Origin of the sequence: Neptunomonas sp. (genome assembly GCF_016744175.1) — a bacterium.
Lineage (GTDB): Bacteria > Pseudomonadota > Gammaproteobacteria > Pseudomonadales > Balneatricaceae > Neptunomonas.
In genome coordinates, this window is the sequence record NZ_JADGEV010000005.1 from 38,920 (window position 1) to 52,936 (window position 14,017).

Consider the following 14,017-nt stretch of genomic DNA (forward strand, 5'->3'; position numbering starts at 1 on the left):
AGACGATAAAAAAAGCGGCTTAAGCCGCTTTTTTTATGTGTATCATATTGTTAATGGTCGACTTCAGTATTGTATAGACAGTTTCCACCTTGTAAGTGAGCTTTTGATACGGCCTTTAAGCTTTTGAGAACGAAGGAGTCCATGTTGTCATCGCTACTAGATAGCGTTGGTTTCTGTGTTGTAGCAATACTTATACTTGCCGTAATGATTTTTGCGGACTCTGAGCCTGTATGTTCTATCTGTAACTCTTCGATATCTTTTCTAATCTTTTCGGCAATAGAAAGTGCAATGTTGTTAGGGGTTACTGGTAAAAGGATCGCAAAAGTGTCCTCATCATAACGCGCTACAAAATCACGAGTTTTCCGCTTATGACTTTGCAAAATAGGGCTAATCCGAGCGAGAAGCCAGTCACCACGCTCTGGGCCAAATGTGTCTACGAAGCGTTTGAAATAATCGATTTCTAGTAAAATTAAGGAAAGTGGAGTGCGTTTTCTTAAACTCTGTTCCCACTCTAGTTTTAATGTTTCTTCAAACATACGGTGGTTAGAAAGGTCGGTAATATTATCGTTTCGCCGTTGCATGCCTGCATGATTTAGCATTCTAGATATCAGCATAATAAGGACGAGACCCACACCGCAAACAGCAGGAGAAAGAGGTAACCAGTACCCGTATTTAATAGCTATGGCAGGTAGTATTAGCAAGAAAATACCAACAGCAATGCCAATGTATCTGATGATTGGGAAGCGTTTCAAAAAGAAGAGAAGGCTGTAGCTCAAGGCTGTAATTAATACTGCGTACGATACTCCCCAAATTGATAGGATAGGTGTTAACAGGGAGCTGTTATTAAGGGCAGTGTATAAATTTGCTTGCAGGGCTGTGCCTGATAGCATTTCACGGCTATTTTTAATGGGCGCGAGAAATGTTGGCCCTAATCCTGTTGCTTTGATTCCAACAAAAACCGTTTTGTTCTTAAATTCGTTTTCAAAATCACTGCCTTCTAGCACATCAATAAAACTGAAGTGTTGATAAGATTTTGGGTTGCGGTGAAAGGGCACAAGTACCTCTAAATCACGAACCCACTTACTATTGATGCCAACACGAGATGATGGGCTGCGTGTTCCGGGTAAAAAGCCGGTGTAGGGCAGTCCATGTAAGCCCGCTAGGCCAAATGCAGGCCATTCGGCACTATCGATACCTGCTTTAAGAAAGGTGCGCCGAACATAACCATCATTGTCTACCTCGACATCTACATGACCGAGAGTGCTACCAGGTATTGCTGCTTTTCCCCTAAATGGGTAAATCAGAGAGCCGCGTTCTGCAAAAATAGGCAGAATCACTTTGCCGTGTTCGGTGATGGCTTGTTTAAGTAGCGTATCGCTGGAGTTTGAGGTGTTATCTGGTTCTACGAAGGCTATGTTGTAGCCGATGATATTCGCGCCTTCCGAACTCAGTTTGCTAATCATTTCGGCGTGTAGATAACGGGGCCAGGGCCATCGTCCTAACGCTTCTAAGCTTTTGTCATCAATATCAATCATGACAAGTTCGTTGCTGGACTGTTTCAGTTCCTTCTGAGTAAAAAGGTCGTAGAAGAAATTTTCAAAAGAGGCTTGAACAGGCATAAATGCGATAATTAGCACAAATGCCTGACAAAGCAGGAAGCCGATATCCTTTTGGCGAAATAGATTCATTAGTGAGTAGTTGTCACTTACAGCATAATGAGAATAGCAAAAGCACTCCAGATAATAGCAGGAAGGTAGCTATCAATAGGGACTTTTATTTTTTGCACACTTGACCAGCTACCGGCGTAATCATCGTTATCAAAACCACGAACGCGCATGTAGTAGGTGCCTGACATAGGTTTTTCAAAAGCGGCTTCTGCTTCATTTACCTTTTTATCAGCAATAATATCATTGAATTTTTTGTCGTTAGCTAGTTGAATCTGGTAACTAACTGAAGCAGCGTCCTCTTTCCAAGAAAACCCAAGCTCTGTTTCGCTCGTAACGGGTTCTTTTAAATCAGGCGTGGCAGGTGTCGGACGCACTGTTATTTTATTGGTATGGCCCGCAGGGCCCACTTTACCTTGGGCGTTGATGCTAGTGACTCTCCAGAAATAAGCACCGGGTTCTGGAATTGTAATAGTGGTTTCTTGATCGTTTAGCGTTTGAGCGGATTCAGTCAACGTCTCAAAATTTTCTTCTTGAGATAATTCAAAACGGTAGTTTTTTGCTTCTTCAGGCTGAGTCCATACGAATGTAATATCGCCTTCATATAAAGGAGCTTTAGGGCGTGGTGATTGTATAGTTGGTGGAAAAGGTCTAGCCGCAACAATGAATTGTTGTAGTGACTCAAGACCTTGCAGGCCTTCTTTATCTGCCGCCCTGACTCGTAGCCAGTATTTCCCATCTTTTAAGGAAGCTGGAATATTTAGCTTTTCAGGCTTTGCCAAATTATCGAGAAGTATACGCGAGAATTCTTTTTGATCTGATAGTTGGCTGCGGTATGAAACAGCCCCATTGATTTTATTCCAACTTAATCGTGCCGGTAAGTACTGAATGGTTTTAATCGTAGGAACAGCAGGTGCTGCTAACAAGCGTATTGGTTTTTGTGGGGGGGTATTTTTCGTGGTTAACGTACCAAATTTTTGAACTACTTGAGTGCTACCAAAGGTGTTGGTAACGTCAATTTTTCCTTGTGTAACTTCAGCGGCTGTTTGGTTTTTGCTGGCTCGCACACGGTATACTGTGCCACGAGTCGTTGCAAAGGCTGAAGGTGTTTCGATTATAAAGCGCGACCCGGAAGCTTTAATCGGATTTGCACGAACTTCAGCTTCACCCGATTTAAGAAGAACATTAATATTTATTACATTTCTATTAGAGCCAATGATGCTCGCTTGATTGATGACGAACTCACTTTTTGGGTTCAGTAAAATTTGAGTATCATCTTCAAACTTTAGAAGTGCGCTTGCATTAGAGCCTGTTTTTATTACATCTCCAACCTTGAGAGATTGGTTAGAGAGTGGCTGTTCATACTTTTCTTGCCCACTAATCAAAGTGACAGGGCCTGAGACTTCAATAAGCTGAATACTTGCTTGGCGACGCTGGATCATTGATGCAGGAATCTTAAGAATGGTACCTGCCGCCATTAAGCGATCATTGTCTACATTATTTAACTGCTTTACTTCCTGCCAACTGCGCCAGTCTGTTAATAGCTCATGCGCTATTTTCCAGATATTGTCTCCTGGCTGCATTTCGTATTCCCAGACAGCTTCTTCAGCACGCGAAACACTACTCAAAAAAAGTGTGAGTACTGTTAATAAGGTAATGAGTTTCGAAGCACGGGATTTATGGGCAGTCATGTTTAACATTTTTCGAACCAAATATCATATTAGGCGCGCATTATACCAGCCTTTTCTAATAAGGGGGCAGTTGAGAAAATGATTATTCATCGTATATTAAGATGGTGATTTTTTTATCGTGTTGATGAGTTCACTTTCAAGCAGATTCCAGTCAAGTTCCACTTTAGTGATGATCTCGATTCTTGAATCTCGCCGCCAAGCGATAGGTTGTGTTGTCATCTCACTATGCACACGGTTATATAATACTCTGGCATGCCCAATGTGGAAAACGCCTTTTAAACGCCAAATATGGTTAAGTGACGTAAAAAACTCTAATAAACGATCATGATCGAACTGGTCCTCAGAATGAAAAACCCAACCGCAGCTGTATGCATCTTGATTGGATCCTGTTTTTCTTATGGGTTTTCCTGGTTCAGCAAGAAAAAGTGAGGGCAGTGACGTGCTGGGTTGCTGGCTTTTGTGTGCATCAGGGTGGCTTGATGTGAGCGTTGTATTTCGCGCTAAATCTAACAACTGAATAGGAAATATGCTTTGAGTAGCTTGAATAATATGTTGTTTTGGAGGGAACATTTGTTCTGACAGCTGTTGGGCTTCCTCTACTTGTTCTTGGGTAGCAAGGTCGCACTTGTTTAAAACAACAATATCAGCAAGGTTTAATTGATCAATAAAAGATTGGTGGCGTAAAACTTCAGGTTGCTCCAGTACCCGAGGATCTAACAAGCAGATAATGCTACGTAGTGAAAGCACATCCTTGAATGATTCGCCCTGAAGGATATCGATTAACCCTTCGGGGTGACCTAATCCGGTGGGTTCTATAATGACACGGTCTGGTTGAGTACGGCGTATCAGCATTGCTAGGCTAATTGTTAATGCAGGCCCTAAGGCGCAGCACACACACCCTCCTGCAATTTCTTTTATTTGAAGTCCTGCTTCGTCAGGCAATAGAGATTGATCAACACCTATTTGCCCAAATTCATTTACAACAATGGCCCATGTTTCGTTTGCTGGTTTTTGTGATATGAGTTGGTTTAGTGCCGTTGTTTTGCCAACACCCAAGAAGCCAGTGATAATATTTGTAGGGATTTCGGATAGCATTAAAAACAGACCGTGATGTTATAAAGTAACAATTCTCGGTGATCATGCTTTCTAATACAATACCTAACTTATGAAATTACTTTTTCATATGACGCTTTTGGGCAGCTAAATAGCCGGGCATTGGGCCTGTGTCCTGAAAAATTTCGTCGCCGTCTTCAATTCGAATAACTTTCTTCCCAGGTATATAGGGCATTTTTGCTTCTAGTTCGTTAAGCGCTTCATGTATGAGCGTAGCAATAATTTCATTTTCTGGAAGTTTGTAGACTTCCGCTAGCGCCGCTATTCTTACCGTATCACTTTGATTGATTGAAACGTTGAGTTCTGTTTGCTGGCTTACCTTAGCTGCGTGGTCTTCCCACGATTGAAGCAGTTTTGACAGACTTTGATTTCCCATAAAAACACCCCTACATGTATTAAGTATATAATCAGTATAGCGTTATCTGATTTTATCGCTAACGCTAAAAAAAGATTTCCCTGTGAAATTCAGGTGTTTAGTCTGCACGATTTTACATATAGTGTGGCGTCAATATATGTGAAGGCAAGTAAGGTGTATAGGAATGGCAAGCGTTAAGTTTTTAGTCGGGTCTACTTATGGAAATGCTCAGCAAGTAGCAGAAGATGCAGCGGACCAATTTGAAGCGTTAGGGCATCAAGTGAAAGTTATTAGCCGCCCGTCGATTGACGATGTTCTTAGCGAAGAGACTGATATTTTTGTCCTATGTGCGGCAACGATAGGCGAAGGAGAAATTCCTGATAACTTGCTGCCGTTTTATCAGCAGTTGCGAGATAGTCTGCCGACATTAGCGCACTTGAAATATGGGGTGATTGCATTAGGTGATAGCTCGTATGACAATTTTGCAGACGGTGGTCGCCAGATAAATGAGCTAATGATTGAGCTACAAGCAAAACAAGTGCAAGAAATGTTGATAATTGATGCGTGTGAAACGCCAGACCCAGAGGAAGCTGTTACTGAATGGATGGGGTTGCTGCATCAGAAAATTTAGTTTTTTATGGTGCGGGCTGCTTGTTGATCCAGCCATAGATTAAGCTCGTTAACTGGAATGGGTCTGCTGATGAGGTAGCCTTGTAATTGATCACAATTCTCATTTCTTAGAAAAGCTTTTTGTTCTTCAGTTTCTACGCCTTCAGCGCAGACACTAAGATTTAAACTATGACTGAGCGCAATAATGGCTCGAGCGATGGCTTCATCGTTAGGGTCATCAGGAATATCTCTTACCAAAGACTGATCTATTTTAACTTTTTGAACAGGCAGCATTTTAAGGTAGCTTAAAGATGAGTACCCTGTTCCAAAGTCATCAAGTGCCAAGCGTACACCGAGATTGCGTAATTCATTTAGAACGGGCTGGGCTGCATCGGCATGTTTCATAACAATATTTTCAACAATTTCTAACTCTAGTTGATCTGCTTCCATATCATATTTGGCGAGTAAATCTTTGATGGTATTTACTAATGAGTGGCTTAATATTTGCTGGCCAGCGATATTGACGGCAATGCGAAATTTTGGATAACCTGCCTTTTTCCACTTTTCGGCCTGCTCACAGGCTTGTTCTAATACCCAGTTTCCTACTTGGTTCATGAGACCTATTTCTTCGACAATTGGAAGAAACATACCCGGCGCAATTAATCCGTCTTCTGGATGCTGCCATCGTAGTAGGGCTTCTACCCCCGAAATGTGGCCTGTCACTGCATCTATTTGTGGTTGATAGAAAACCTTAAACTGGCCAAGTGCAAGTGCTCTTCGTAATTCCGGTTCTAGGCGAACCCACTGTTCAATGAATTGTGTTTGCTCTGGTTGATAGAAGGCGTAGTTATTTCGGCCATCTTCTTTGGCTTGGTGGACGGCCGTATCTGCATTTTTAATAAGGGTTTCGCCATCAAAGCCATGTTCAGGATGCAGCGTGATACCAATACTAGCGGTTGTGAAAAAGTTATGTCCGTCGAGGTCAACAGCACCTTCCAAGGCATTCACAATACGCATTGCAATGCGTTCTGCTTCTCCTTGATGAGGGCAGTTTTCTATCATAACGGCAAATTCATCTCCTCCCACGCGAGCAAGAAGGTTGCTATCAGCAATTACATTTCGCAAACGTCGTGCGACCTGAATAAGTAATTGGTCTCCCGCTTGGTGCCCCATGGTTTCATTGACATGCTTGAAGCGATCTAGGTCGATCATCATGACAACGGTGTGTTGGTCATTTTTGCTGTGTTCTAACGCATGATCAAGGAGAACCTTAAACAACTGTCTATTGGGTAAGTCTGTTAATGCATCATGTTGGCTCATGTGTCGCAGCTTTGCTTCTGACTCTTTTATGTTAGTAACGTCTGCTGCAACACTTACATAATGTGTTAGTTCACCTTGGTCATTATATACCGCATTAATGTTTAACCATTGAGGGTAGACTGCTCCGTTAGATCTTCTATTCCAGAGTTCTCCCTGCCACAAACCATGCTCTTTGATAGTGTCGTAAATATTTTCAAAAAACTGTACTTCATGCCGACCAGAATTCAGGAGTGAAGGTGTTGTTCCAATAAGTTCTTCTCGTGAAAACCCTGTCATTTCGCAGTATGCACGATTAACGTCAACAATTAGGTTATCTCTATCAGCAACCATTATTCCTTCATTGGTAGAGGCGAATGCGATACCCGCTAATTCAAGTTGAGCGTTGGCTTCTTTTTCGCTACTTATATCTAAAACAATACTGTTTATGCGCTTGAGCCGCTTGTGCTTATCCCATTCGGGAGTCGATGCTAAATGAATCCATTTCAGGTTGCCCCGCTTATCAATTAAGCGGCATTCTATTGTCCAGAGTGATTCTTCAATGGATTGATTTGTTAAGTGTTTCGCGACACGGCTACGATCATCCTCATGTAGACATTTCCAAACACCATAGAAATGCTGCATTGCTTCACGAGACGTGATGCCGCAGAGGTTCTCTATTCCTTCGCTTACATAAGTAAAGTAAGGATTATTTTGTAGATCAAATTCAGTTTGTAATACGACCCCAGGAATGGATGACGCTATATGTGAAAAGCGCTGCTCTGAGTTTTTTAGATTCGTATGGCTAATGTGGCGAGAAATGGCGATACCCGCAATATGTGCCGCACTTTCGAGTAGCCTCGCGTGGAATGTTGAGGGGCTTCTTGGGCTGGGACTTGCAATTGAAATGCTCCCCATTGGTTTGTTTGCTGACTCGTGCAATGGATACGACCAGCAAGCGCCAATGTTGTTTGAAATCGCGAGGTTTTGATGTTTTGACCATCGGTTGTCAGTATGTGTGTTTATCACAAAAACAGGTTGGTCGGAGAAAACGGCAGTCCCACTTGATCGAGCATCCGGTTCAGGAAATAAATGGTTGTACAGGTGGGTTTGTGCTTTCGGGATACTGGGAGCACTAAGCAAATCTAAGTAGCCACGATTACTCAGTAGCATAATGAACACATGACAAGAGCCCACAATCTTTTCAATATCCAGACAGAGGCCATCTAACACTGCTTCCAATGGTAAATTGAGCGTGATTTTTTCGAGTAAATCTCGCTGCAAAATAAGTAAGCGATTCAAGTCCTGAACAGAGGGCTGTGAATCGTTACTTGATGGTGTTGGATCTGGAGATAAATTTATCTTCAGATTGTCTAGTGCGTCCATTAATACTCACTGATAAAGCACCCTTAATATCAATGCAGTATAGTATTGAATTCTACCTGCCAAGGAATACTCGTAAATTATTTAAGTAGGTAACCACGCTCTTGTAAAAAATCGAGCATGTGTGGTCGAGCTTCTTTTACTAGCATCCCTGCAATTTGTTCGCTCCAACTCATATCTTTATTGCCACCGCTACGTGAAAGGTAATAATCGCGAATGGCTTTATCGTAATCGGCCAAAAGCTCAGAATCTTGAATATTTGAGTAAGAATCTTTTTTTAATACAATGGGTAGCGGTAAGCGGGGCTTAATTTCAGGCTCTTGATCTGGGTAACCTATACACATTCCAAATACAGGGTAAACTAGTTTTGGAAGGTCGAGTAAATCACAGACATCACTTATCTTGTTGCGAATACCACCTATATACACAACACCAAGATCCAACGACTCAGCTGCAATAGCAACATTTTGAGCGAAGAGAGCACAGTCAACAGTGGCGGTGATGAACTGCTCGGTAAAGCCACTTTTCATTTGCTCATTATGCATGTTGCAAGCGATTTCATGACGATTCATATCAGCACAAAAGACTAAAAAAACAGGAGCAGATTGCACATACTTTTGATTACCAGCGTACTCAGCTAGTTTTTCTCTTTTTTGCGGGTTTTCCACTTGGATGACAGTACATGCTTGGATAAAGCTTGAGGTGGCAGCGGCTTGTCCGCTAGTAACAAGTGTGTTGATTATTTCTTGGCTAACAGCTTGCTCTTTAAAAGTACGAATAGACCGGTGGTTGTTAAGTAGATCAATTGTAGGGTTCATGTAGTTTTGCTCGATTATTAAAAGACATAGCGAAAGATTAAATTTAATTGCTCTCTTTGGGAACTGGCTGGTAGCGGAACAGTGTGTTGTTTAAAGTTTACATGGGGTCTCGTCTCTCTTTTCATTTATCAGTGAGAGCGTAGCTTCAGCTAACGCGAGCGCAATATCTATCTTGTTGCTTGGGTGAGAAATGCACTGAGTGGTTATTACGTCTGCAAATTGCTGGAGTTGTGCAAATGCACTTTCAGCGAAAATTCCATGTACACCTATACAGACAGGTCGTTTCATCTTCGCTAGTGTGAGATGGTGAATGGTTTCCAGCATAGTATTGCCACTTGAAATAATGTCGTCGATAAGAACGGGGGTCGTGTTTGCATAAGGTTCTAGTTCCGGAGGCGATATTTCGACAAGAGTGTCGCCATGACGAACTTTCGCTAGTATTTGAAAAGGTGCATCTGCTAGACGCGCTACTTCTGAGACCCATTGTTCACTTTCCATATCTGGACCAATTAGCAAAGGATTGGAGATATGCTGTTGGATCCAATGTGCAATTAATGGCGCGGCAGACACTACGCGCGATTTTAATGTGTATATCTCGTCAAGCGAGTCATACCGGTGCAAATGAGGGTCCATTGTTATTAACAAATCTATCGAGCCTGATAAGAGCTTTGCAAAGGGGCGTGAGCTGACGCATTCGCCATGATGAAACTGCTTGTCTTGTCTCATGTAAGGGAGGTAAGGGGTAATGAGTCCGATCTGATTCGCGCCCATTTCCTTTAAGGTGGAAGCTAAGAATAAAAGCCTTAATATCTTATTATCGGGTTGGTATAGATTGCAAAAAATCACGACATCATGCAGCTTACAATCAGTAAGAACGCGAAGGTAGGATTCGCCATCAGGGAACTTTCGTTGCTCTAGTTCACCTTTATTCGCAGACATGGCTGTTGCAAGCCTGTCAAAAAGAGAAGCATCAGAATCTAAATTGAAAACTATCAATGACATGTCTTTTCTCCAGGTTCAATCAAGATTATATTTTTGTGCTCTTTAAGGAACTCAACAGCGTAGTTCAATTCTCCTGCATTGGCCGAGTGAATGGTCATCAGAATTTGATTCGCTTCAACGTGTTGACCTATTTTTATGAAGAATTCAACACCCGCCTCTGGATCTGCGGGGGCTCCAGCAAGCTTAGCTACTTGGGCAAGTTTTCGATTGTCTACTCCAGAAATTACCCCAGATGAATGACAAACAAGACTATAACGATAAGACGCGATGGGTGGGACGTGAAGCCCGCCTTGTGCATGACAAATCGCTTGGAATTTCTTCCAAGCCTGTCCAGTTTCTATAATTTCTAGTGCTTTCGGTAGCCCTTTGCCTGCCTTTACGTAACCGATCATTTCGAGCATGGCGCCCGCTACCATACAAGCACGCTGCTTTAAGTCTACGGGGGCATCAGAGTGGTTTTGTAAAACAGCAAGAATGTCATAGGCCTCAAGGGCTGGCCCGATACCTTTTCCGACGGGTTGAGAGCCATCTGATATCAATATTTTTAGGATTAACCCTAGCTTCTTCGCAACACTTTTAAAGCTTTCGGCGAGTTGCTTTGCTGCTTCTGGGGTACGTATTTTTGCTGTTGTTCCAACAGGGATATCAATTAATACATGTGTTGCTCCAGCAGCAATTTTTTTAGAAAGTACTGATGCAATTAACTGACCTTCGCTGTCTATATCTAGCGCACGTTCAACTTGGATGAGTAAGTCGTCAGCGGGACTTAGTCGCATCGACCCTCCCCATGCTAAGCATGCTCCTTCTTGTTTAACAACGTTTCGCATTTCATCTTGTGATAAGCAAACGTTAGTGAGCGTTTCCATTGTGTCCGCAGTGCCTGCTGGTGATGTAATGGCACGAGAAGATGTTTTTGGCATGGTTAAACCACAGGCTGCCAAAATTGGAACAATAATAGGCGTTGTTCTGTTTCCTGGTAATCCACCAACACAATGTTTATCTACGACAATGGGCAACCCCCAGTCAATGGTGCTTCCCGCCTTAATCATGGCATGTGTCAGTGCAGTAATTTCATCATTGTTAAGGCTTTTATCACCACATGCGGTAACAAAAGCGGCTACATGCACATCTGCATAACGACCATCGACGATGTCATTGATAATGCTTTGAAAAGCCATTTCATCGAGAGTATGCCCGTATACCTTTGCTCTAACATAGGAAATCGATTGAACGGGTTTGGGGTGTGATAGCCATATGGCATCATTGTCATTTAGTTGCAGGCGTAGCCAAGCGGGTTCAGAAAAACCAATTTGCCCTTTTTTCAATAAATCGCCAGTGACAATATTAAGCGTAGCTATCGCGTGATGCTCTTCGGATGATACAAGTACCCGAGACATAGCGGAAAAGCCTTCAGAGCGGCAGACGGGAGAGTCCGCACGAAGATAAATAATTAATTCATTATGGGTGTCAATCCCAAGGCGTAACGCTTTTAATGGTGTCATACGCTCGGGGGGCAAATGCATAAAAACCAACTCCGGTACTTGTGTTTATTCTTATCATAGCTAGAAAAGAAGAAAATAGTAGAGTGGTGGCAAGACATAGTCCTTATTGGTAATAGAATCAGTAAAGATTGAATGCCTGAATGGTATTTAAGCTGCTATTATTATTGTCATAATTCTTTAACTTTGAATGGAATACAGAAACAATGGAACGTCGATATCGATTAGTGCTGTCCTGTCCTGATAGAGTAGGTGTAGTAGCGATGGTCAGTAACTTTATATCTAGCCACGGCGGTTCAATTACTGACGCTAACCAGCATTCGGATCCTTCCATTGGTTGGTTCTTTATGCGAGTAGAGATTGTTGCTGCCTCTTTACCGTTTGAGCTTGAAGAATTAATAAATGCTTTTGCGCCTATAGCGCAGTCATTTCAGATGGAATGGAAAATTACTGACTCTGGTGTGCCTAAACGTGTACTTTTGATGGCTAGCAGGGAATCACATTGTTTGGCTGATTTATTGTATCGCTTTCACTCAAAAGAGTTGTTCTGTGATGTTCCTTGTGTGATCTCGAATCACGATGATCTAAGAACAATGGTTGAATGGCATGATATTCCTTACCATTACGTACCCGTTGATAAAAATAATAAACAAGATCACTTTGATAGGGTCAAAGCTCTTATAAATGAACATAACGCTGATGTGATTGTTTTAGCTCGCTATATGCAGATTCTTCCGCATGAACTATGTGATACGTACCCACATCAAATTATAAATATTCATCACAGCTTTTTGCCATCGTTTGCGGGAGCAAAGCCTTACCATCAGGCTCACGACCGTGGTGTTAAATTAATTGGAGCGACGTGCCACTACGTTACTCAGGATCTCGATGAAGGACCAATTATCGACCAAGATGTTATTCGTATCAGTCATCAAAACCAGCCGCAAGAGATGGTTCGATTAGGTCGTGATGTAGAAAAAAATGTGTTGTCACGTGGTTTGCGCTGGCATCTGGAAGACCGGATATTGGTGCATGGAAATAAAACTGTTGTTTTTAACTGAAATCAATATGTGTTGTCTGTTAGCTGAATTACTATGTAATAAGAAAAGTGATGTTAGCAAGAGAAATTGATATCAGGTTGGAGGGTGTAACATGTTAAAATCTGTAAAAGTTCAAGATTATATGGCTACCGGGTTGGTAACTTTTCATCCTGACACTGACCTTTTTGAAGCTATTAACAGCTTATTGAAATACAAAATATCAGGTGCGCCGGTAACGAATGAGCAAGGTGAATTAGTCGGCTTGATTTCTGAAGTTGACTGCTTAAAAGCTATCCTAACGCTTACTTATCATGAAGAAGAAGTGGGTGGACGTGTTGCTGATTGCATGACGGCAAATGTTGAAACAATCAATTTCGATGAAAATATTATTGAAGTTGCTAGAATCTTTATAGATAAAGGCCGTCGTCGTTTACCTGTTACGCGAGATGGTAAATTGGTAGGGCAAATTAGCCGAAGTGATATTTTGCGAGCGGTAGAAGAGTTCGCTCAGAACAGATAATGATACGCTGGAACATTGCCAATGAGGGTTGTGGTTCAGTACTAACCCTTTTTGGTATTTGAATGTCGTTTAAGATTCCGGAAAAACCGCTATTTGTTTATCCATCGTTAGCGCGAGAGCTCGGCGTAGAAGCTGCGTTACTTTTATACCTCTGCCATGAGCAGCTAGGTGTTACGGGTATAACAGATGAGTCAGGTAATTCCTCTGCTGTACTTTCTGCACAACAATGGCAGCGTGTAACTGAATTTTGGGAGGTAGGGACAGTTGACCAATTGGTTAGAGTGTTATCAGAGAAAACATCGATTCACGTCATTAAGAACACTAGCGGTTCGGTACGCATTTCCGAAGTAATATCTCGCTCGAAACGCCCGCCACCATCAGTTTACGATTCGCAGTCATTAGCGACTCATGCATCACGTGTTGAAGTAAATTATGATGTTAGTTCACCTTCAATAACGGCCCCTCAAAGTCAACCTTATCAAAAGAGCTCGTTAGAACAGGTTTCAACAGCAACGCTGCCAGTGTTGGAAACGCCACCCCCATACCCTAGGCGCCCCTTACCTTCGCGTAACACCATGAGAGATCGCGGGCCGGCTCCTGCTTTTGGTGGTAGTATTGGATGGAACCGTCAAAAAGATGAATTAGAGCAGACGTTTGATCGCCACGAAAAACGAAATCAACAACTTCACGTAATGCATCTCGGCTGGACTCCTTCAGAGATGTTTTTTTCTATCCTGCCGCGCCATCAAATTCCGCGTGAGTTTGTTGAAACATGTTTGGATGAGTTTATTCTTTATTATATTGATAAAGAGCGTAAAGAGAGTAACTGGGATCAAAAATTTTTAGCATGGATTAAACGCGAATGGGTTCAAAAGCAGACGCGTGATGCCAGAGAGCAGCGTAACGAGCAGCAACGATATACTTCAGGTTCAGGTAAAAATGATGAAAACACCCGCCGAGATACTAAAGAAAAACGCAAACGGGTTACAGCAGCCATCATGGATATCAAAGACACCGACTGGTGAGC

General features: G+C 42.3%; 12 protein-coding genes. 4 read left to right on the forward strand and 8 right to left on the reverse strand.

Annotation, left to right across the window (positions count from 1 at the left end):
* Positions 1–50 precede the first annotated feature (50 nt).
* From QZZ55_RS03255 to QZZ55_RS03270, 4 genes are all read right to left on the reverse strand, one after another.
* Positions 51–1,688, reverse strand: a complete 1,638-nt coding sequence (locus tag QZZ55_RS03255) for a CHASE2 domain-containing protein (RefSeq protein WP_293265271.1) — start codon at positions 1,686–1,688, stop codon at positions 51–53.
* 17 nt (positions 1,689–1,705) lie between these two features.
* Positions 1,706–3,364, reverse strand: coding sequence for a FecR domain-containing protein (locus tag QZZ55_RS03260; RefSeq protein WP_293265272.1), 1,659 nt, complete (start codon positions 3,362–3,364; stop codon positions 1,706–1,708).
* An 87-nt stretch (positions 3,365–3,451) separates the two neighbouring features.
* Positions 3,452–4,450: a GTP-binding protein gene (locus tag QZZ55_RS03265; protein ID WP_293265273.1), complete on the reverse strand. Its 999-nt coding sequence runs from the start codon at positions 4,448–4,450 to the stop codon at positions 3,452–3,454.
* 76 nt (positions 4,451–4,526) lie between these two features.
* Complete coding sequence (locus QZZ55_RS03270) at positions 4,527–4,844, reverse strand: hypothetical protein (protein WP_293265274.1); 318 nt, start codon at positions 4,842–4,844, stop codon at positions 4,527–4,529.
* A gap of 163 nt (positions 4,845–5,007) precedes the next feature.
* Here QZZ55_RS03270 and QZZ55_RS03275 point away from each other — a divergent pair, with 163 nt between their 5' ends.
* Positions 5,008–5,454 (forward strand): flavodoxin, encoded by a 447-nt coding sequence (locus QZZ55_RS03275; protein WP_293265275.1) that lies wholly within the window; start codon positions 5,008–5,010, stop codon positions 5,452–5,454.
* On the opposite strand, the gene QZZ55_RS03280 is transcribed toward QZZ55_RS03275, so the two are convergent.
* The 4 genes from QZZ55_RS03280 to QZZ55_RS03295 all read right to left on the reverse strand — a co-directional run bounded on the left by QZZ55_RS03280 (position 5,451) and on the right by QZZ55_RS03295 (position 11,454).
* Entirely contained in the window at positions 5,451–8,114 is a 2,664-nt protein-coding gene (locus tag QZZ55_RS03280; protein WP_293265276.1) for an EAL domain-containing protein, read from the reverse strand. The genes QZZ55_RS03275 and QZZ55_RS03280 overlap by 4 nt on opposite strands.
* Positions 8,115–8,191: 77 nt before the next feature.
* Positions 8,192–8,929 carry an oxygen-insensitive NADPH nitroreductase gene (nfsA, locus tag QZZ55_RS03285; RefSeq protein WP_293265277.1) on the reverse strand — a complete coding sequence of 246 codons (738 nt, stop codon included), beginning with the start codon at positions 8,927–8,929 and terminating at the stop codon, positions 8,192–8,194.
* Positions 8,930–9,019: 90 nt separating this feature from the next.
* Positions 9,020–9,931 carry a ribose-phosphate pyrophosphokinase gene (locus QZZ55_RS03290; protein WP_293265278.1) on the reverse strand — a complete coding sequence of 304 codons (912 nt, stop codon included), beginning with the start codon at positions 9,929–9,931 and terminating at the stop codon, positions 9,020–9,022.
* Positions 9,922–11,454, reverse strand: a complete 1,533-nt coding sequence (locus QZZ55_RS03295; protein WP_293265279.1) for a thymidine phosphorylase family protein — start codon at positions 11,452–11,454, stop codon at positions 9,922–9,924. Before QZZ55_RS03295 ends, QZZ55_RS03290 begins: the two co-directional genes overlap by 10 nt.
* Before the next feature lie 182 nt (positions 11,455–11,636).
* Here QZZ55_RS03295 and purU point away from each other — a divergent pair, with 182 nt between their 5' ends.
* The 3 genes from purU (at position 11,637) to QZZ55_RS03310 (ending at position 14,015) form a co-directional block, all read left to right on the forward strand.
* Entirely contained in the window at positions 11,637–12,491 is an 855-nt protein-coding gene (gene purU / locus QZZ55_RS03300) for a formyltetrahydrofolate deformylase (protein ID WP_293265281.1), read from the forward strand.
* Between the two features lie 91 nt (positions 12,492–12,582).
* Complete coding sequence (locus QZZ55_RS03305; RefSeq protein ID WP_293265283.1) at positions 12,583–12,990, forward strand: CBS domain-containing protein; 408 nt, start codon at positions 12,583–12,585, stop codon at positions 12,988–12,990.
* 62 nt (positions 12,991–13,052) lie between these two features.
* The gene (locus tag QZZ55_RS03310; RefSeq protein WP_293265285.1) at positions 13,053–14,015 is read left to right on the forward strand and encodes a DnaT-like ssDNA-binding domain-containing protein; all 963 of its coding nucleotides are present in this window, start codon (positions 13,053–13,055) and stop codon (positions 14,013–14,015) included.
* Positions 14,016–14,017 lie beyond the last annotated feature (2 nt).

Excerpts from the sequence above, each read along its gene's own strand:
- QZZ55_RS03255 (WP_293265271.1), bottom strand. The coding sequence starts at position 1,688 with ATGAATCTATTTCGCCAAAAGGATATCGGCTTCCTGCTTTGTCAGGCA.
- QZZ55_RS03260 (WP_293265272.1), bottom strand. The coding sequence starts at position 3,364 with ATGTTAAACATGACTGCCCATAAATCCCGTGCTTCGAAACTCATTACC.
- QZZ55_RS03265 (WP_293265273.1), bottom strand. The coding sequence starts at position 4,450 with ATGCTATCCGAAATCCCTACAAATATTATCACTGGCTTCTTGGGTGTT.
- QZZ55_RS03270 (WP_293265274.1), bottom strand. The coding sequence starts at position 4,844 with ATGGGAAATCAAAGTCTGTCAAAACTGCTTCAATCGTGGGAAGACCAC.
- QZZ55_RS03275 (WP_293265275.1), top strand. The coding sequence starts at position 5,008 with ATGGCAAGCGTTAAGTTTTTAGTCGGGTCTACTTATGGAAATGCTCAG.
- QZZ55_RS03280 (WP_293265276.1), bottom strand. The coding sequence starts at position 8,114 with ATGGACGCACTAGACAATCTGAAGATAAATTTATCTCCAGATCCAACA.
- nfsA (WP_293265277.1), bottom strand. The coding sequence starts at position 8,929 with ATGAACCCTACAATTGATCTACTTAACAACCACCGGTCTATTCGTACT.
- QZZ55_RS03290 (WP_293265278.1), bottom strand. The coding sequence starts at position 9,931 with ATGTCATTGATAGTTTTCAATTTAGATTCTGATGCTTCTCTTTTTGAC.
- QZZ55_RS03295 (WP_293265279.1), bottom strand. The coding sequence starts at position 11,454 with ATGCATTTGCCCCCCGAGCGTATGACACCATTAAAAGCGTTACGCCTT.
- purU (WP_293265281.1), top strand. The coding sequence starts at position 11,637 with ATGGAACGTCGATATCGATTAGTGCTGTCCTGTCCTGATAGAGTAGGT.
- QZZ55_RS03305 (WP_293265283.1), top strand. The coding sequence starts at position 12,583 with ATGTTAAAATCTGTAAAAGTTCAAGATTATATGGCTACCGGGTTGGTA.
- QZZ55_RS03310 (WP_293265285.1), top strand. The coding sequence starts at position 13,053 with ATGTCGTTTAAGATTCCGGAAAAACCGCTATTTGTTTATCCATCGTTA.